The organism is Bacillus pfraonensis, assembly GCF_050768835.1.
GTDB classification, from domain to species: Bacteria; Bacillota; Bacilli; order Bacillales; family Bacillaceae_G; genus Bacillus_A; species Bacillus_A pfraonensis.
In genome coordinates this window covers 40096-59679 of record NZ_JAHCDO010000023.1, presented here as the reverse complement: position 1 = coordinate 59679, position 19584 = coordinate 40096, and the positions used below count along the sequence as shown (strand labels likewise).

Here is a 19584-nt window from a genome sequence, read left to right as displayed (position 1 = left end):
GATTTCCCATAGCGTAAGCTAGTAAGATCCCTGAAAGATGATCAGGTTGATAGGTTCGAGGTGGAAGCATGGTGACATGTGGAGCTGACGAATACTAATAGATCGAGGACTTAACCATATAATATGAAGCAAATGTTATCTAGTTTTGAAGGAATATGCCTTCATAGTTTGGTGATGATGGCAGAGAGGTCACACCCGTTCCCATACCGAACACGGAAGTTAAGCTCTCTAGCGCCGATGGTAGTTGGGACCTTGTCCCTGTGAGAGTAGGACGTCGCCAAGCAATATTAAGACGAGTCATTTTGACTCGTCTTTTTTGTATATTTTTTATTTTATATTAAATTCTATTTCATAAAATATAAACTTCATGATTAAAGGGCAAAAATTTTGGCTAGGATAGTGAAGAAGCAAAAGAGTTGCAAATTTCTTTAATACGTATATAATTAAAGTCAAAGATAGTCAAAGTCAATAAAGGTGGCGGATAAATGAGAAATATATCTGATATCATTGAACAATATCTAAAGCAAGTTATTGACTTAAGCAATAATAATGTGATTGAGATTAAGAGAAATGAGATTGCGGACCGATTTGATTGTGTTCCGTCTCAAATTAATTATGTAATCAATACTCGTTTTACGTTAGAAAGAGGATTTGTAGTGGAAAGTAAACGAGGTGGAGGAGGTTACATTCGCATTATCAAAGTCAAATTGCATGACGATATAGACATTATTGATCAAATGCTTCATATGATTGAGCATAGTATTACACAAGGAAATGCGCAGAGTATTATTATACGATTAGTGGAAGAAGATATTGTAACAAATCGGGAAGCAAAACTTATGTTGAGCGTATTAGATCGATCTGTATTATTAATGGATTTACCCTCTCGAGATGAACTTAGGGCTCGAATATTATGCGCAATGTTAAGAACACTGAAATATAAATAAATACAGCTTTTGTTAAGAAATGTTTTTAGCGGTAATTCATTTTATAGTGGGACTTTTTACAGACAAGATTAAGTGAATAAAATAATCTAGTGATGTATAAAAAGTATCATGAGGTAGATCGTTCCTATTGTAAAGGTGGGGATATAAGATGACTTGTCAAATTTGTAATATAAGACCAGCAGCTTTACATTATACAAAAGTGATAAACGGACAAAAGACGGAAGTTAATCTTTGTGAGCAATGTGCAGAGCAAAATGGCTATACGTCTTTCTTTCAATCACCACAATCTAGTTTTTCCTTTCATGACTTATTAGCTGGATTGTTACATGGAGAACCATCAATGTTTGAAAAACAAGAAGGTGGCTTTTCGGATACAAGGGTGTTACGATGTCCAACTTGTAATATGACATATAACCAATTTGCAAAAGTGGGTCGCTTTGGATGCGCTTCTTGTTATGAGACGTTTAAGGAACAATTAAAGCCAATGTTGAAGCGGCTTCATGGTGGTCATACACAACATCGTGGAAAAATTCCGGAGCGTATGGAAGGAAATATTCATCTAAAGAAAGAATTAGATGAACTAAAACTAAAGTTAAAGCAATATGTACAAAAAGAAGAATTTGAAAAAGCAGCTGAAGCGCGTGATCAAATTCGAAGTATTGAAAATCAGCTTAGTGGGCATAGAGAGGGGGAATAATTCTATGTCACTGGATCGTATTATGAATGAAGCAATTAGCCCGTGGATGAGGGGAGATGGCCCTGATTCTGATATTGTTTTAAGTAGTCGCATTCGTTTGGCGCGTAATTTAAAAGATTACCATTTCCCTATTATGCAAACGGATGAAGAAGCTAAGCAGATTACTAATTTATTTCAAAAGAAGTTTGTAAATCAGAAAGTGAAATCCTTTGGAAATTTTGAACTATTAAAAATGGATGAACTAAAACCGCTTCAGCGAAGGGTTTTAGTAGAAAAACATTTAATTAGTCCTAATCTTGCTGGAACAGAATTTGGTGCTTGTCTACTATCAGAAAACGAACATATAAGTGTAATGCTTAATGAAGAAGACCATGTACGAATTCAATGTTTGTTCTCGGGATTGCAATTATCAGAGGCACTGCAAAGCGCAAATAAAATGGATACTTGGATTGAAGAAACAGTTGAATATGCTTTTGATGAATCGCTTGGCTATATTACGAGTTGCCCTACAAATGTTGGAACGGGATTACGCGCTTCTGTGATGTTACATTTACCAGCGCTTGTTTTAACGAAACGGATAAATCGTATTATACAAGCAATTCAACAATTAGGTTTAGTCGTAAGAGGAATATATGGTGAAGGTAGCGAAGCCTTAGGTAATATATTTCAAGTTTCTAATCAAATGACATTAGGAAAATCAGAAGAAGATATTATAGCAGATTTAGAGAGTGTCGTTCATCAGCTTATACAACAAGAGAAAGTAGCTCGAGAGTTGATTAAGAAAAATTCAAGTATTGAACTTGAAGACCGAGTATATCGTTCTTATGGTGTATTGGCCAATAGTCGATTAATTCAATCGGCAGAGGCAGCTACTTGTTTGTCAGATATGCGGCTAGGTATTGATCTTGGTTATATAAAAAATATATCAAGAAATATTTTAACAGAGTTGATGGTATTAACTCAGCCAGGAATTTTACAGCAATACGCGGGCGGTCCTTTAAGCCCGGAAGAAAGGGATTATCGAAGAGCAACATTAATCCGTGAACGATTACGAATTGAACAAAATTGAGCGCAAGTAGGAGGCGATTTCTATGATGTTTGGAAGATTTACAGAACGAGCACAGAAAGTATTAGCTTTATCTCAAGAAGAGGCAATTCGCATTGGACATAATAATATTGGGACAGAACATATTTTACTTGGGCTTGTACGCGAAGGAGAAGGAATTGCAGCTAAAGCGCTAATTGCCCTTGGATTAAGTCCAGAGAAGGTACAAAAAGAGGTAGAGGGATTAATTGGTCGTGGAACAGAGATGTCTCAAACTGTTCATTATACGCCACGTGCAAAAAAAGTAATTGAGTTATCGATGGATGAGGCTCGTAAGCTTGGTCATTCTTATGTCGGAACGGAACACATTTTACTAGGGTTAATCCGTGAAGGAGAAGGTGTTGCAGCGCGTGTTTTAAATAATTTAGGTGTAAGTTTAAATAAAGCAAGACAACAAGTATTGCAGCTCCTTGGAAGCAATGAAGCTACATCAGGCCATCAAGGTGGTGCATCAGCCAATGCAAATACACCAACACTTGATAGTTTAGCGCGAGATTTGACAGTTGTTGCACGTGAAGGACGTTTAGATCCTGTTATTGGCCGTAGTAAAGAGATTCAACGTGTTATTGAAGTATTGAGCCGCAGAACGAAGAATAACCCAGTATTAATTGGAGAACCTGGAGTCGGTAAAACAGCAATTGCTGAGGGCTTAGCACAACAAATTGTAAATAATGAAGTTCCGGAAACGTTACGTGATAAGCGTGTTATGACATTAGATATGGGTACAGTGGTTGCTGGTACAAAGTATCGTGGTGAATTTGAAGATCGCTTAAAGAAAGTGATGGATGAAATTCGACAAGCGGGTAATATTATCTTGTTTATCGATGAACTTCATACATTAATTGGTGCAGGTGGTGCAGAAGGTGCGATTGACGCATCTAATATTTTGAAACCGTCATTAGCACGTGGTGAATTGCAATGTATTGGAGCGACAACATTAGATGAGTATCGTAAATACATTGAAAAAGATGCAGCGCTAGAAAGACGGTTCCAACCAATTCATGTTGACGAACCAAGCTTAGAAGAGTCCATTCAAATTTTAAAAGGGCTACGTGATCGTTACGAGGCGCATCACCGAGTTTCCATTACAGATGATGCAATTGATGCATCTGTAAAACTTTCTGATCGTTATATTACAGATCGTTTCTTACCTGATAAAGCGATTGACTTAATTGATGAAGCTGCTTCAAAAGTACGCCTACGTTCTTATACAACACCACCAAATTTAAAAGAGCTTGAAGTGAAGCTTGAAGAAATTCGAAAAGAAAAGGATGCGGCGGTACAGAGCCAAGAGTTTGAAAAGGCAGCTTCTTTACGAGATATGGAACAGCGCTTACGTGAAAAGTTAGAAGATACAAAACGTCAATGGAAAGAGCAGCAAGGAAAAGAAAACTCAGAAGTAACAGTAGAAGATATTGCAAATGTTGTTTCTACATGGACGCGTATTCCAGTTTCTAAACTTGCACAAACAGAAACAAATAAGCTATTGAATCTAGAATCTATTTTACATGACCGTGTAATTGGCCAAGAGGAAGCTGTTGTCGCGGTAGCGAAAGCAGTACGACGTGCACGAGCGGGTTTAAAAGATCCAAAACGTCCAATTGGTTCATTTATTTTCTTAGGACCAACTGGTGTAGGTAAAACAGAATTGGCAAGAGCGTTGGCGGAATCTATGTTCGGTGATGAAGATGCAATGATTCGTATTGATATGTCTGAGTATATGGAGAAACATTCTACTTCTCGCTTAGTGGGATCTCCTCCAGGATATGTGGGATATGAAGAAGGTGGTCAATTGACTGAAAAGGTTCGCCGTAAACCATATTCTGTTGTTCTATTAGATGAAGTAGAGAAAGCTCATCCAGATGTATTTAATATTTTATTGCAAGTACTAGAAGATGGACGCTTAACAGATTCTAAAGGGCGTACTGTTGATTTCCGTAATACAATTGTTATTATGACATCTAATGTTGGTGCGGAAGCGCTAAAACGCAATAAACATCTTGGCTTTAACGTACAAGATGAAGGCCGTGATTACTCGGATATGAAGAGTAAAGTAATGGATGAATTGAAAAAAGCATTTCGTCCAGAATTCTTAAACCGTATTGATGAAATTATTGTGTTCCATATGCTTGAGAAAAAACATATTCAAGAGATTGTAACGCTTATGGTTAATCAACTAGTGAATCGATTAAAAGAACAAGAGATTGAATTAGAGTTAACAAGCAAAGCGATTGAAGCAATTGCTGATAAAGGATTTGATCGTGAGTATGGTGCTCGTCCACTTCGCCGAGCAATTCAAAAACATGTGGAAGATCGATTATCAGAAGAGCTTCTAAAAGGAGCAATTGAGAAAGGTCAAAAAGTTGTCTTTGATGCTGAAGGAGAATCATTTGTCATTCGCAGTGCAGAAAAGGTAAAATAAGTATAGACAAACGAAGAGGGCTAAATAATAGCCCTCTTTCTTGTACAAGAAGGATACATGTTTACATATGAAAGTGAAGTGAAGTAAAAAATAAAATGGCTAAAAAGAAAACGAAATTTATATGTCAAGAATGTGGGTATCAGTCACCAAAATATATGGGAAAGTGCCCTGGATGTGGGCAATGGAATACGCTTGTTGAAGAGATGGAACAAGTTGTATCATCAAGACGTATTAATTATGCAAATGCGATTCAAACGGAAGTAACAAAGCCAAGGCGTCTTACAGAAGTAGAAACAAAATCAGAGGCACGGATTGAAACGAAATTTCAAGAATTTAATCGTGTACTCGGTGGAGGAATTGTTGATGGGTCCCTCGTACTTATTGGGGGAGACCCTGGAATTGGAAAATCAACATTATTACTACAAATATCATCGCAATTAGCAGATTCTTCGTATGATGTATTGTATATATCTGGTGAAGAATCAGCAAAACAAATTAAACTTCGTGCAGATCGTCTACATGTAAATGGGAGCAATTTATTTGTTGTTTCGGAGACGGATTTACAGAGAATTGCGGCACATATTGATGAAATGAACCCTTCCTTTGTTGTTATTGATTCCATTCAAACAATTTATTTACCGGAAGTAACCTCAGCGCCAGGGAGCGTTTCACAAGTCCGTGAATGTACAGCGGAACTGATGAAACTTGCAAAAACGAAAGGGATTCCGATTTTTATCGTAGGACATGTAACGAAAGAAGGCGCAATTGCAGGACCACGTATGTTAGAACATATGGTGGATGCGGTTCTTTATTTTGAAGGAGACCGTCATCATACATATCGTATTTTGCGAGCTGTTAAAAATCGTTTTGGATCTACAAATGAAATGGGTATATTTGAAATGAAGGAATTAGGTCTTGCAGAAGTATTAAATCCTTCTGAGATTTTTTTAGAAGAGAGACCTGTTGGAGTTGCTGGCTCTACAGTTGTTGCTTCTATGGAAGGAACAAGACCGGTTTTAGTAGAAATACAAGCATTAATTTCTCCTACTAGTTTTGGAAATCCACGAAGAATGGCTACGGGGATTGATCATAATCGTGTATCGCTTATTATGGCGGTGTTAGAAAAAAGAGCAGGCTTATTATTACAAAATCAAGATGCTTATTTAAAGGTTGCTGGAGGATTACGATTGGATGAACCTGCAATTGATTTGGCAGTTGCTTTAAGTATTGCATCGAGTTTTAGAGATAAGTCCACGGCACCAACCGATGCTGTAATAGGAGAAGTTGGGTTAACTGGAGAAGTAAGAAGGGTATCGAGGATTGAACAACGAGTACAAGAAGCGGCTAAATTAGGATTTCAGCGCGCCATCATCCCACGAAAAAATTTAGGGGGTTGGACAATTCCTGACGGGATTGAAGTAGTCGGTGTCTCTAATTTAGGAGAGGCGCTTCGTTTGACATTAGGAGGCTAGGCTATGGAAGAAAACAAGCAACGTGTCAAAAGTATGATTAATATTTTACAGCTTGTTGCACCAGGGACACCTTTGCGAGAAGGAATAGATAATGTACTTCGCGCGCAAACAGGTGGCTTAATTGTCCTTGGATATAACGATCAGATTAAAAGCATTGTTGATGGAGGATTTCATATTAATTGCGCATTCTCTCCTGCTAGTTTATACGAACTAGCAAAAATGGATGGAGCTCTTATTTTAAATGAGACGGGTAGTAAAATTTTAATTGCAAATGCACAATTGGTTCCTGAGTCATCTATTGATTCCATTGAAACAGGAATGCGCCATCGTACAGCAGAGCGTGTAGCGAAGCAAACGGGAAGTCTTGTTGTGGCTATTTCACAAAGACGTAACGTAATTACGCTATATCAGGGAAGTTTACGTTATACCTTAAAAGACATAGGTGTTATTTTGACAAAGGCAAATCAAGCGATTCAAACTTTAGAAAAATACAAGGCAGTATGGAATGATGGTATTACGAACTTGGGTATTCTAGAGTTTGAGGAAGTTGTTACGATGTCTGAAGTAGTCCATGTCTTGCATAGCGTCGAGATGGTTCTTCGTATTAAGAATGAAATCCTAAGTTATATTCATGAATTAGGGACGGAAGGTAGACTCATTCGGTTACAACTTACTGAGCTATTGGCAGATTTGGAAGCAGAGGCAGCATTATTAATTAAAGATTACTATCAAGAGAAGACACAGGATCACTATCAAATTTTGAAAAAATTGCAGGAACTTGCAAATACACAGCTTTTAGAAGATAGTGATTTAGTGAAATTGCTTGGTTACCCAGGGCAAATGAGCTTAGAGGAAAGTGTTACACCAAGGGGATATAGGATTACAAGTAAAATTTCTAGGGTACCTCCTCTTATTATTGAAAACTTAATTAATCGATTTAAAACATTGCAAGGTGTTTGTCGTGCGAGTATTAACGATTTAGATGATGTAGAAGGAATTGGAGAAGTTCGGGCGAAAAAAATACGAGAAGGTTTAAAACGAATCCAAGAGCATTTATATATGAGTAGACACAATTAAGAATATTACATTGATTTCATAATATAACGACACTAGCACATTTTTGGTATATGATATGATATATTGGTAAATAAAGCAATTTATGAAAAGACACGTCCGCTTTTGCATTCGGCGTTTTGATTAGCAAAACAATGGTTAATAATGAGTAGGAGGTGGTTGGATGTTAAAACGGATCGTACAGCTCTTCTTTTTAGTAATCGGGGGAGCATTAGGGATTTATTTAATCCCGAAATTTATTAATGTATTGGACATTGGAGCGGTTCCTTTACTTGAAGGTTCATATGTTCGTGCAATTATTGGTGCAATTATTTTATTCTTAACAACATTTTGGCTCGTAGATTATATTGTTCAGCTTATTAAACATATTGAAGAAGCCCTTGTAAAGGCACCTGTAACAGATGTGTTATTTGGTACGCTAGGATTAATTTCGGGTCTTATTGTTGCATATTTAATTTTGATACCAATTCGTGAATTTACAATTCCAGTCATTAGCACTGTATTACAAATCTTCTTTACACTTTTACTCGGTTACTTAGGATTCCAAGTAGGATTTAAAAAGAGAAATGAATTGCTAGGGTTATTTACATTACCACAACGCGGAGGTAAAAAGAAAAATAATAATAGCGAAAATGAAGAGGCTGAAGCGGTAGTAGAAGAAACTTCTTCACATTGGAAAATTCTCGATACAAGTGTAATTATTGATGGACGTATTGCTGATATTTGTCAAACAAAGTTTCTAGAAGGAACAATTGTGATTCCTCAGTTTGTATTAGAAGAGTTGCAGCATATTGCTGATTCTTCAGATGCATTAAAGCGTAATAGAGGACGTAGAGGATTAGATATTTTAAACCGTATTCAAAAAGAGATGCCAATTCCAGTAGAGATTTATGAAGGCGATTTCGAAGACATTCAAGAAGTGGACAGCAAGCTTGTGAAATTAGCAAAGATAACTGGTGGTACTGTTGTCACGAATGATTTTAATTTAAATAAGGTTTCTGAACTACAAGGAGTAACGGTTCTGAACATTAATGATTTAGCAAATGCGATTAAACCAGTTGTGCTCCCTGGTGAAGAACTAAGTGTCTATGTTGTCAAAGATGGAAAAGAACAAAATCAAGGTGTTGCTTATTTAGATGATGGTACGATGATTGTAGTAGAAGACGGTAGGGAATATGTTGGTTCACAACTTGATGTACTCGTTACGAGTGTACTACAAACATCTGCTGGTCGAATGATTTTTGCGAAGCGTAAGTTATTAGAAAAAGCATTATAAGTAGAGGATTATTAGCATGTATACATTAATTATTCCGGCTGCAGGCCAAGGGAAGCGAATGGGTGCTGGTAAAAATAAATTATTTTTGCTTATTAATGAAGTTCCTATTATTGTGCATACATTACGCGCCTTTGAAAAAGATAAAGCATGTAAAAATATTGTTATGGCAATTAATAAAGAAGAACGCCCTTATTTTGAAGAGTTAATACAGAAGTATCATATTCTGAAGGATGTGCAGTTTATTCAAGGCGGAGCTGAAAGACAAGATAGTGTGTATAACGCTGTTCAACATGTGAAGGATGTTGATTACGTTCTTGTACACGATGGAGCCCGTCCGTTTGTAACGAATAAAATGATTCATGCCGTATTAACTACAGCGAAGCAGAAGGGTGCTTCTATTTGCGCAGTACCTGTTAAAGATACGGTAAAAAAAGTAGAACAGAATACAGTTGTTGAAACGGTTGAACGTTCTCAATTGAGAGCGGTACAAACACCACAAGGGTTTTCGGTTCCTCTTTTACTAGAGGCGCATAGGAGTGCGAAGCAAGGGTGCTTCATCGGTACAGATGACGCAAGTCTTGTAGAACGCATAGGGAAAGAAGTAGGGGTAGTAGATGGTAGTTATTACAATATTAAAGTGACAACACCAGAAGATTTATTAATTGCTGAAAGTTTCCTGCGTGTTCAGAAGGAACAATAGTGATGGTATAATGTTAAGAAAAGCTCGGTAATTACCGAGCTTTTCTTAATAGATTCATCGACACAAGGTCATGAGTTTCAGTAGTTTAGCTTAAGGAGGATGTAAAATGTTTCGAATTGGACAAGGTTTTGATGTACACGAATTTGCAGAAGGTAGACCGTTAATTATCGGTGGAATTACGATTCCACATGAGAAAGGTTTATTAGGTCACTCAGATGCAGATGTACTTTTACATACAATTGCTGATGCATGTTTAGGGGCAATTGCTGCAGGCGACATCGGAAAACATTTTCCAGATACAGATCCTGCCTTTAAGGATGCAGATTCAGCTGTGTTATTGCAGAAAGTTTGGGAGTTTGTGCGTAAGCAAGGATATGAATTAGGTAATTTAGATTGTACAATTATTGCGCAGAAGCCAAAAATGGCCCCACATATTGAAAGTATGCGTAAGCGTATTAGTGAACTATTAGAAACTTCTATAGACAATGTGAATGTGAAGGCGACAACCACTGAAAAATTAGGATTTACAGGGAGAGAAGAAGGGATTGCTTCTCAAGCTGTTGTATTATTACAGAAAAAATAGTTGTTTTTGATTCGCAAGATGGATAATCATATTTTTTTGGTGTACAATTATAGAATGTGTTGACATTAAGAATGGAAGGTGTACCAATTATGGAAAAGCAAGTGAGAGTGCGCTATGCGCCAAGTCCAACAGGACACTTACATATCGGAAATGCGCGTACGGCATTATTTAATTATTTATTCGCTCGTCATCAAGATGGTAAGTTTATTATTCGTATTGAAGATACTGATGTAAAACGTAACGTTGCTGGTGGTGAAGAAAGCCAATTAAAATACTTGAAATGGCTTGGCATGGACTGGGATGAAGGTGTTGATGTTGGTGGTGAATATGGACCATATCGCCAAACAGAACGTTTAGATATTTATAAAAAGTTATACGAAGATTTACTAGAGCGTGGTTTAGCTTATAAATGTTATATGACAGAAGAAGAGTTAGAAGCAGAGCGTGAAGGACAAATCGCTCGTGGTGAAACACCTCGTTATGCTGGTAATCACCGTGATTTAACGGAAGAACAAATCAAGCAATTTGAAGCGGAAGGCCGCATTCCAAGTATTCGTTTCCGTGTACCAGCTGACCGCGACTACACATTTAAGGATATCGTAAAAGATGAAGTTGCTTTCCACTCAAATGACTTTGGTGATTTTGTTATTGTGAAAAAAGATGGTATTCCAACTTACAACTTTGCGGTAGCAGTAGACGATCATTTAATGGAAATCACACACGTTCTTCGTGGTGATGATCATATTTCTAACACGCCGAAACAAATGATGATTTATGAAGCATTTGGTTGGGATATCCCTCAGTTCGGTCATATGACATTAATCGTAAATGAGAGTCGTAAAAAATTAAGTAAACGCGATGAATCTATTATTCAATTTATTGAGCAATATAAAGAGCTTGGATATCTTCCAGAAGCAATCTTTAACTTTATCGCATTACTAGGTTGGTCACCAGTTGGTGAAGAAGAAATCTTCTCTAAAGATGAATTTATTGAAATGTTTGATGCAGCTCGCTTATCAAAATCACCTGCATTATTCGATTCTCAGAAACTTAAATGGATGAACAACCAATATATGAAAAAGCAAGATCTAGATGCTGTTGTTGCATTAAGCTTACCGCATTTAGTGAAAGCTGGTCGTGTAAGTGAAAACTTAAATGAACAAGAACAAGCTTGGGTTCGTGATGTAATTGCTTTATACCATGAACAGATGAGTTTTGGGGCTGAAATTGTAGAGCTTTCTGAAATGTTCTTTAAAGATCATGTAGATTATGAAGAAGAAGGACAAGAAGTATTGAAAGGTGAACAAGTACCTGAAGTACTTCGCGCATTTGCAGCAGGATTAGAAGCTTTAGAGGAAGTAGAGCCGGCGGCAATTAAGAAAGCGATTAAAGCTGTTCAAAAAGAAACGGGTCATAAAGGTAAAAACTTATTTATGCCAATTCGTGTTGCAACTACTGGCCAAACACATGGACCAGAACTTCCAAATGCAATTGCACTTCTTGGAAAAGAAAAAGTTTTAAATCGTATTCGTAAAGTAATTGGTTAACATTTAGCGAATTTAGAAATATAATAAGAATACTTTAAAATCTAATAAAGGAAAGCGACGAGAAGGAGAAGTAGAAAATCAGGCTTTTTACAGAGAGAACCACCTTTTGGCTGGAAGTGGTTTATAAGCGGTTTTTTGAAATGCCCCTTCGAGTCTTCTGCTGAACAACGAAGAGTTTCGGGAAACGTCATAAGGACGCAAAGTAAGCAGAAGCGGTATAAACCGTTATCATGATGAGTTTGAGGCTGTATGTAAGCCTAAACAGAGTGGAACCGCGCTTATAAGGCGTCTCTGTCAATTTGACAGGGGCGTCTTTTTTTATACCATGTAAATAAGGTGAGGGTATAAGTTTTTGTACAGATGGATAAAGCCTAGGTAACAAGTAAGATTTTAATTGGTGGTTATTTTCTTTATTTCTCACTAATTATGAACGTTCACTAATCGGACCTTTACGGATGGTCTATCTCTAACTTAACTCTTTTGTTGTTGTTAAATGTTGAGGTGGAAGTACGATTGTCCGCGAATAGCGAGGTAAATCGGTTCACTCAGAAAAGTAGCCCATAAAGGGGAGGGGACATCGATGTTTAAGAGGCTTCGAGAAGATATTGAAGTCGTTTTTGAACAAGATCCAGCGGCGCGAAGTTATTTCGAGGTCATTTTAACTTACTCTGGATTACATGCAGTTTGGGCACACCGAATTGCACATGCCTTTTATAAACGGAATTTTTTCTTTATTGCACGTTGGATTTCACAAGTTAGTCGTTTCTTTACCGGTATTGAGATTCATCCGGGAGCTACAATTGGTCGTCGTTTTTTTATTGATCATGGTATGGGGGTTGTTATTGGGGAGACGTGTGAAATCGGAGACAATGTAACAATTTATCAAGGAGTTACATTAGGTGGTACAGGGAAAGAAAAAGGAAAAAGGCATCCAACAATCCAAGATAACGTACTTATTGCGACTGGCGCAAAAGTACTCGGATCCATTACAGTTGGGGAGAATTCTAAAATTGGTGCAGGATCTGTTGTATTGAAAGAAGTTCCTGCGCATTCGACAGTTGTAGGTATACCTGGTCGAGTCGTAATTCAAAATGGAGTAAAGATAGGTCAGGAATTGAACCATTCAGATCTGCCAGATCCAATTTTTGATAAATTAAAAGTGATGGAAGCTGAACTTGAGAAATTAAAAAAGCAACTGGGAGTAAAAGTGGAAAGGAAGGATGAAAATGACTATTCACATTTATAATACGTTAACACGTGAGAAAGAGGAGTTTGTTCCTTTAGAAGAAAATAAAGTGAAGATGTATGTATGCGGACCGACAGTATACAACTATATTCATATCGGAAACGCAAGACCGCCTATGGTATTTGATACAGTACGTCGCTACCTGGAGTATAAAGGCTATGAAGTGCAGTATGTTTCCAATTTTACGGATGTAGACGATAAGTTAATTAAAGCAGCAAATGAATTAGGAGAAGATGTTCCGACAATTGCAGATCGCTTTGTTGAAGCGTACTTTGAAGATGTAACTGCATTAGGTTGCAAGCACGCTACGGTTCATCCTCGTGTAACAGAAAATATGGATATCATTATTGAGTTTATTGAGGAACTTGTGAAAAAAGGATATGCATATGAGTCTGAAGGCGATGTTTATTACAAAACAAAGGAATTTGAAGGTTACGGTAAATTATCACATCAGCCAATTGCAGACCTGCGCCATGGTGCACGTATTGAAGTTGGGGAAAAGAAACAAGATCCGCTTGATTTTGCCTTATGGAAGGCAGCGAAAGAGGGAGAAATCTTCTGGGAGAGCCCTTGGGGCAAAGGTCGTCCAGGATGGCACATTGAATGCTCTGCAATGGCGCGTAAATATTTAGGTGATACAATTGATATTCATGCTGGTGGGCAAGATTTAGCATTCCCTCACCATGAAAATGAGATTGCACAATCAGAAGCATTAACTGGAAAAACATTTGCACGTTACTGGATGCATAATGGATATATTAATATTAACAATGAGAAAATGTCTAAATCATTAGGGAACTTCATTTTAGTTCATGACATTATTAAGGAATATGACCCGCAGTTAATTCGTTTCTTTATGTTATCTGTACATTATCGTCATCCAATCAACTTTAGTGAAGAGTTATTACAGAGTACAAATAATGGATTAGAGCGCATTAAAACAGCTTATGGTAACTTAAAGCACCGTATGGAAAGTAGCACAGATTTAACAGACCATAATGAAAAATGGTTAGCTGAAATAGAGAAATTCCAGTTAGCATTTGAAGAAGCGATGAACGATGATTTCAATACAGCAAATGCAATAACTGAGTTATATAATTTAGCAAACCATGCAAATCAATATCTATTGGAAGAACACACATCAATAGCTGTAATTGAAGCGTATGTAAAACAGTTTGAAACGTTATTCGGTATTTTAGGATTAGAATTAACGAAAGAAGAATTGCTTGATGAAGAGATTGAGGCACTAATTCAAAAACGTATTGAGGCTCGTAAAAATCGTGACTTTGCATTGTCTGATCAAATTCGTGATGATTTGAAAGAGCGTAATATTATTTTAGAAGATACCGCCCAAGGTACAAGATGGAAAAGAGGATAAGCATGATTGATGCAAAGCAATTAAACAGCTTAGCGTTAGCATATATGGGTGATGCGGTATATGAACAATATATCCGCTATCACCTTCTTCAAAAAGGAACGGTTCGTCCTAACCAATTACATCGTTTAGGGACAAGCTTTGTTTCGGCGAAAGCACAAGCGAAAGTTGTTTATCATTTACTAGAAACAGCATTTTTAACAGAGGAAGAAGAAGCAGTCTTAAGAAGAGGACGTAATGCGAATTCGGGTTCTGTTCCTAAAAATACGGATGTACAAACATATCGCTATAGTACTGCTTTTGAGGCATTGCTTGGTTATCATTATTTATTGAACAATAGCGACAGATTAGAAGAACTTGTATATAAAGCAATTGATGTTTTAGAAGCGAAGGAAGGGGGCACATCAATATGAGTAGTGAATATATTATCGGACGTAACCCTGTAATTGAAGCGTTACGATCAGGAAGAGATATTAATAAAATCTGGATTGCAGAAGGTGCAGCTAAAGGACAAGTGCAAATTGTATTAGCGTTAGCGAAAGAAAATAAAATTATTTTGCAGCATGCACCAAAGAAAAAGTTAGACCAACTCGTTGAGGGGAATCACCAAGGGGTAATTGCACAGGTAGCGGCCTATCAATATGCAGAATTAGAAGATTTATTTGAAGCGGCTGCTAAACGTAATGAAGATCCATTCTTCTTAATTCTAGATGAAATTGAAGATCCGCATAATTTAGGTTCTATTATGCGTACGGCAGATGCAACAGGCGCACATGGAATTATTATCCCGAAAAGAAGGGCTGTCGGTCTGACAGCATCAGTTGCAAAAGCTTCAACAGGAGCAATTGAATATATTCCTGTTGCTCGTGTGACAAACTTATCACGAACAATCGATGATTTAAAAGAGCGCGGTCTTTGGATTGCGGGTACAGATGCAAGAGGGAAAACGGATTATCGTAATTTAGATGGTAATATGCCGATTGGATTAGTAATTGGTAGTGAAGGAAAAGGTATGAGCCGTATTATTGGTGAAAAATGTGATTTCTTAATCAACTTGCCGATGGTTGGTAAAGTTACATCCTTAAATGCTTCAGTAGCTGCAAGTCTGTTAATGTATGAGGTATATCGTAAACGTCACCAAATTGGTGAGTGAAAATGAATGATATCTTAATCGTTGATGGTTATAACATTATTGGGGCTTGGAGAGATTTAAAAAAATTAAGGGATGTAGATTTACAAGCATCAAGAGACGCGCTAATTGATAAAATGGCGGATTATCAAGGTTACACAGGAACAAGAGTAATGATTGTATTTGATGCTTATACAGTTCAAGGTATTGAAAAGAAAATGAAGCAATCGCGTGTTGAAGTTATTTTCACAAGAAAGAATCAAACCGCTGATGAAAAAATTGAACAGCTCGCGATTGAACTTCGTAATATTAATACACAAATTTATGTTGCTACTTCTGATTATACGGAACAGTGGGTTATTTTTGCACAAGGAGCGCTTAGGAAGTCAGCCCGTGAACTAGAAATAGAAGTGCAGGCTATGGAACAACAAGTGCGCCATCAAACGCAAGAGGTAAAAGAGAAACAACCAGCTATGCGAACAATATTTAGTAAAGATATTACAGAAAAATTAGAAAAATTAAGGCGAGGAGAGCGTTGAAGCATTGACGCTCTTCAAGCGCTTACTGTATAATATTTCTAAATAAATAGCGGTCGGAGGGATCAAAGTGGAAACAGGCTTCGTAAGTACCAACAACGTTACGTTTCGCGATTTAGAGGATGAGGCAATAGTTGAGTTAGTTCGAAAAGGTAATATTGATGCTCTTGAATATTTAATTCACAAGTACAAAAACTTTGTTCGCGCAAAATCAAGATCATATTTTTTAGTAGGGGCAGATCGGGAAGATATTGTTCAAGAAGGTATGATTGGATTATTTAAAGCCATTCGTGATTATAAAGAGGACAAGCTATCTTCTTTTAAAGCATTTGCTGAATTATGTATTACTCGTCAAATTATTACTGCTATTAAGACAGCAACGAGACAAAAACATATTCCTTTAAATTCGTATGTTTCTTTAGACAAACCGATTTACGATGAGGAATCTGATCGTACGCTATTAGATGTTATTTCAGAAGCAAAGGTGACTGATCCTGAAGAGATGATTATTAGTCAGGAAGAATATACCGACATAGAACTAAAAATTTCTGAATTATTAAGCGATTTAGAGAGGAAAGTTCTTTCTTTATACTTAGATGGTCGTTCTTATCAAGAAATCTCAGAGCAGTTAAATAGACATGTGAAGTCTATTGATAATGCCCTGCAGCGTGTAAAAAGAAAGCTCGAACGATATATGGAAATGAGAGAAAATACAACTTTAAATTCATAGTATATGTCGCAGGGGAGAAAATGATTCTCCTGCTTTCTTTTTGTAATGTAGTAAGTGGCATGTCATTGACATTGTCTTTTATTGTATGATACATTTTTAGGGACATAATGTTACAAGGTTGGTGTAACAAATGAGAAAAAAAGTTGTACTCTCATGTGAAGAGTGTAAGAACCGAAACTACTCCACAATGAAAGATACGAGCTCGGTAGAGCGACTTGAGATAAAGAAATTTTGTAAAACATGCAATATGCATACAGTTCATAAGGAAACAAAATAAATAATCGAAACAATACACTGGAGGTCCCGTAAATGCGTTTGACGAACTTTTTCGGCGATGTAGGTCGCGAAATGAAAAAAGTAAGTTGGCCTAAGAAAGATGAATTACTTCGTTCGACAGCTACTGTTATTGCGACAGTTGTGTTTTTTGCAGTTTTCTTTGCAGTAGTTGACATGGGTATTTCTTCTTTAATTCGGTTAATTCTTGGTTAATTCTTGAATAAGAAGCACTTATCCATGATATAATGTTATTTATACGAACTGTGTAAAAGCCCGATGAACGGGTTTTTTCATTTGCACAAAAAAATGTACGTCAGGGAGGGAAGGACGCTCGTCCTAAATGAATGGAAAAAAGTTGGTATGTTGTCCATACTTATTCTGGATATGAAAATAAAGTAAAAGCAAACCTAGAGAAACGTGTAGAATCAATGGGAATGCAAGATAAAATTTTCCGTGTTGTTGTTCCGGAAGAAGTAGAAGTAGAAATGAAAAACGGAAAAGAAAAATTAACAAAAAGAAAAGTATTCCCAGGTTATGTATTAGTGGAACTAATTATGACTGATGACTCTTGGTATGTTGTTCGTAATACACCGGGTGTAACAGGTTTTGTTGGATCTTCTGGATCAGGCTCAAAACCATCTCCTTTATTAGAGGAGGAAGTTGTTACCATTATGAAGCATATGGGAATGGACAATGAAGTGGTTGATTTTGACTTTGAACTTCATGAAACAGTACGTGTAAATGAAGGGCCATTCGCGAACTATACAGGCGCAATCGAAGAGATTGACATGGAAAAACAAAAGATAAGAGTGCTTGTAGATATGTTTGGTCGTGAAACACCGGTCGAGCTGGATTTCCACCAAATTGAAAAATTATAAAATGAAACTTGAAATGAATTGTAAAAAGTGATAATATCTTTTAAGTCAGTACGTCTTCGGTAACGGAGACGTTTTTTGAAAAAGATTTTATCGTTACAGATAAAATATGAAGTGGGAGGGCAAATCACTGCCCAATTGACCACATCACGGACTTAAGGAGGTGTGTCTCGTGGCTAAAAAGGTAATTAAAATGGTAAAACTTCAAATTCCTGCAGGTAAAGCTAACCCAGCTCCACCAGTTGGTCCAGCATTAGGACAAGCGGGTGTTAACATCATGGGCTTCTGTAAAGAGTTCAACGCTCGTACAGCAGATCAAGCTGGTCTTATCATTCCTGTTGAAATTACGGTATTCGAAGACCGTTCATTCACTTTCATTACTAAAACTCCTCCTGCTGCTGTTCTTCTTAAGAAAGTAGCTGGTATCGAGTCTGGTTCTGGTGAACCAAACCGTAATAAAGTGGCAACTGTTAAGCGTGATAAAGTACGCGAAATCGCTGAAACTAAAATGCCTGACCTAAACGCTGCTAGCGTAGAAGCTGCAATGCGTATGGTTGAAGGTACTGCACGCAGTATGGGTATCGTTATCGAAGACTAATTCGATTTGTTTTTTTTGTAAAAAAGGTTGCGGGTCTGGAATTCCAATTCGCAACCTTTATTATCGTAAATGAGTATCGTTTTTAAATAAATGGATGGGCGCACATCCTCGGGGTTTCCCGGAATGAAGGCGTAAACGTGGGAGGTTATTCCGCTAAAACCACATTCAAGGAGGAAATAAACATGGCTAAAAGAGGTAAAAAGTACGTAGAAGCTGCAAAGCTTGTTGATCGTGCAACTGCTTACTCTGCAACAGAAGCAGTAGAATTAGTAAAGAAAACAAACACAGCTAAATTTGATGCAACTGTAGAAGCTGCATTTCGTTTAGGTGTTGACCCTAAGAAAGCTGACCAACAAATTCGTGGTGCAGTTGTTCTTCCACACGGTACTGGTAAAGTACAACGTGTATTAGTATTCGCTAAAGGCGAAAAAGCAAAAGAAGCTGAAGCTGCTGGCGCTGACTTCGTGGGCGATGCTGATTACATCGGTAAAATCCAACAAGGTTGGTTCGATTTCGATGTAGTAGTAGCAACTCCTGACATGATGGGTGAAGTTGGTAAATTAGGTCGCGTATTAGGACCTAAAGGTTTAATGCCAAACCCTAAAACTGGAACAGTTACTTTCGATGTAACAAAAGCTGTTAACGAAATCAAAGCTGGTAAAGTTGAATACCGCGTTGATAAAGCTGGTAACATCCACGTTCCAATCGGTAAAGTATCTTTCGAAGATGCTAAACTAGTAGAAAACTTCAAAACAATTGCTGATACGCTATTAAAAGCTAAACCAGCTGCTGCAAAAGGTACTTACATGAAGAACGTAACTGTTGCCTCTACAATGGGACCTGGCGTACGTGTAGACGTTTCTACAATCGCGTAAAAATTGGAAGTTGACTTCATAAAGAAGTTTTAATATAATCATTTATGTTGTGAATTTAAATAGTGTACCGTAGACAGTAGGTGCCAATATGGCTTAATTTCCTACCTAGGTGTTAATATAC

The 19584-nt window shown here is 37.2% G+C and carries 21 protein-coding genes, 2 rRNA genes and 2 other annotated features (1 of these 25 only partly in view); all 23 genes read left to right on the top strand.

Annotated features, from left to right (window positions below):
- Nucleotides 1-118, top strand: a 23S ribosomal RNA gene (locus tag KFD70_RS21080); the annotation flags it as partial.
- A 49-nt stretch (nt 119-167) separates the two neighbouring features.
- Nucleotides 168-283: ribosomal RNA gene (gene rrf, locus KFD70_RS21075) — 5S ribosomal RNA — on the top strand.
- Nucleotides 284-485: 202 nt separating this feature from the next.
- Nucleotides 486-947: a CtsR family transcriptional regulator gene (locus KFD70_RS21070; RefSeq protein WP_336453910.1), complete on the top strand. Its 462-nt coding sequence runs from the start codon at nt 486-488 to the stop codon at nt 945-947.
- A 148-nt stretch (nt 948-1095) separates the two neighbouring features.
- Nucleotides 1096-1644, top strand: coding sequence for a protein-arginine kinase activator protein McsA (gene mcsA / locus KFD70_RS21065; protein ID WP_336453911.1), 549 nt, complete (start codon nt 1096-1098; stop codon nt 1642-1644).
- Nucleotides 1645-1648: 4 nt separating this feature from the next.
- Complete coding sequence (gene mcsB / locus KFD70_RS21060; protein ID WP_336453912.1) at nt 1649-2713, top strand: protein-arginine kinase McsB; 1065 nt, start codon at nt 1649-1651, stop codon at nt 2711-2713.
- Nucleotides 2714-2735: 22 nt separating this feature from the next.
- On the top strand, nt 2736-5171 hold the full coding sequence (gene clpC / locus KFD70_RS21055; protein ID WP_336453913.1) for an ATP-dependent protease ATP-binding subunit ClpC: 2436 nt from the start codon (nt 2736-2738) through the stop codon (nt 5169-5171).
- 95 nt (nt 5172-5266) lie between these two features.
- Nucleotides 5267-6643 (top strand): DNA repair protein RadA, encoded by a 1377-nt coding sequence (gene radA / locus KFD70_RS21050; RefSeq protein ID WP_336453914.1) that lies wholly within the window; start codon nt 5267-5269, stop codon nt 6641-6643.
- Nucleotides 6644-6646: 3 nt separating this feature from the next.
- Entirely contained in the window at nt 6647-7720 is a 1074-nt protein-coding gene (gene disA, locus KFD70_RS21045; protein ID WP_174102806.1) for a DNA integrity scanning diadenylate cyclase DisA, read from the top strand.
- A 160-nt stretch (nt 7721-7880) separates the two neighbouring features.
- A complete protein-coding gene (locus KFD70_RS21040; protein WP_336453915.1) occupies nt 7881-8993 on the top strand; it encodes a PIN/TRAM domain-containing protein in 1113 nt (370 codons plus the stop codon).
- Nucleotides 8994-9009: 16 nt separating this feature from the next.
- A complete protein-coding gene (gene ispD / locus KFD70_RS21035; protein ID WP_336453916.1) occupies nt 9010-9693 on the top strand; it encodes a 2-C-methyl-D-erythritol 4-phosphate cytidylyltransferase in 684 nt (227 codons plus the stop codon).
- Nucleotides 9694-9799: 106 nt separating this feature from the next.
- Nucleotides 9800-10276 carry a 2-C-methyl-D-erythritol 2,4-cyclodiphosphate synthase gene (gene ispF / locus KFD70_RS21030; RefSeq protein ID WP_336453917.1) on the top strand — a complete coding sequence of 159 codons (477 nt, stop codon included), beginning with the start codon at nt 9800-9802 and terminating at the stop codon, nt 10274-10276.
- 89 nt (nt 10277-10365) lie between these two features.
- Nucleotides 10366-11823: a glutamate--tRNA ligase gene (gene gltX / locus KFD70_RS21025; RefSeq protein WP_336453918.1), complete on the top strand. Its 1458-nt coding sequence runs from the start codon at nt 10366-10368 to the stop codon at nt 11821-11823.
- A gap of 48 nt (nt 11824-11871) precedes the next feature.
- Nucleotides 11872-12119, top strand: a binding site (T-box leader).
- A gap of 284 nt (nt 12120-12403) precedes the next feature.
- Nucleotides 12404-13069, top strand: coding sequence for a serine O-acetyltransferase (gene cysE, locus KFD70_RS21020; RefSeq protein WP_241818111.1), 666 nt, complete (start codon nt 12404-12406; stop codon nt 13067-13069).
- Nucleotides 13050-14447, top strand: coding sequence for a cysteine--tRNA ligase (gene cysS / locus KFD70_RS21015; RefSeq protein ID WP_336453919.1), 1398 nt, complete (start codon nt 13050-13052; stop codon nt 14445-14447). The genes cysE and cysS overlap by 20 nt, the downstream gene beginning before the upstream one ends.
- Before the next feature lie 2 nt (nt 14448-14449).
- Nucleotides 14450-14857 carry a Mini-ribonuclease 3 gene (locus KFD70_RS21010; protein WP_336453920.1) on the top strand — a complete coding sequence of 136 codons (408 nt, stop codon included), beginning with the start codon at nt 14450-14452 and terminating at the stop codon, nt 14855-14857.
- The gene (rlmB, locus tag KFD70_RS21005; RefSeq protein WP_026593154.1) at nt 14854-15597 is read left to right on the top strand and encodes a 23S rRNA (guanosine(2251)-2'-O)-methyltransferase RlmB; all 744 of its coding nucleotides are present in this window, start codon (nt 14854-14856) and stop codon (nt 15595-15597) included. The genes KFD70_RS21010 and rlmB overlap by 4 nt, the downstream gene beginning before the upstream one ends.
- A 2-nt stretch (nt 15598-15599) precedes the next feature.
- Nucleotides 15600-16112, top strand: coding sequence for an NYN domain-containing protein (locus KFD70_RS21000; protein WP_017150116.1), 513 nt, complete (start codon nt 15600-15602; stop codon nt 16110-16112).
- Between the two features lie 67 nt (nt 16113-16179).
- Nucleotides 16180-16839, top strand: a complete 660-nt coding sequence (locus KFD70_RS20995; protein WP_003194323.1) for an RNA polymerase factor sigma-70 — start codon at nt 16180-16182, stop codon at nt 16837-16839.
- Nucleotides 16840-16969: 130 nt separating this feature from the next.
- Nucleotides 16970-17116: a 50S ribosomal protein L33 gene (gene rpmG, locus KFD70_RS20990; protein WP_002055487.1), complete on the top strand. Its 147-nt coding sequence runs from the start codon at nt 16970-16972 to the stop codon at nt 17114-17116.
- A gap of 32 nt (nt 17117-17148) precedes the next feature.
- A complete protein-coding gene (gene secE, locus KFD70_RS20985) occupies nt 17149-17328 on the top strand; it encodes a preprotein translocase subunit SecE (RefSeq protein WP_003194325.1) in 180 nt (59 codons plus the stop codon).
- Nucleotides 17329-17459: 131 nt separating this feature from the next.
- On the top strand, nt 17460-17993 hold the full coding sequence (nusG, locus tag KFD70_RS20980) for a transcription termination/antitermination protein NusG (RefSeq protein ID WP_174102814.1): 534 nt from the start codon (nt 17460-17462) through the stop codon (nt 17991-17993).
- Between the two features lie 169 nt (nt 17994-18162).
- Nucleotides 18163-18588, top strand: a complete 426-nt coding sequence (gene rplK, locus KFD70_RS20975) for a 50S ribosomal protein L11 (RefSeq protein ID WP_001085872.1) — start codon at nt 18163-18165, stop codon at nt 18586-18588.
- A 182-nt stretch (nt 18589-18770) separates the two neighbouring features.
- Nucleotides 18771-19463 carry a 50S ribosomal protein L1 gene (rplA, locus tag KFD70_RS20970; protein ID WP_336453921.1) on the top strand — a complete coding sequence of 231 codons (693 nt, stop codon included), beginning with the start codon at nt 18771-18773 and terminating at the stop codon, nt 19461-19463.
- 49 nt (nt 19464-19512) lie between these two features.
- Nucleotides 19513-19584: a sequence feature (ribosomal protein L10 leader region), on the top strand; it runs 72 nt beyond the window's last position.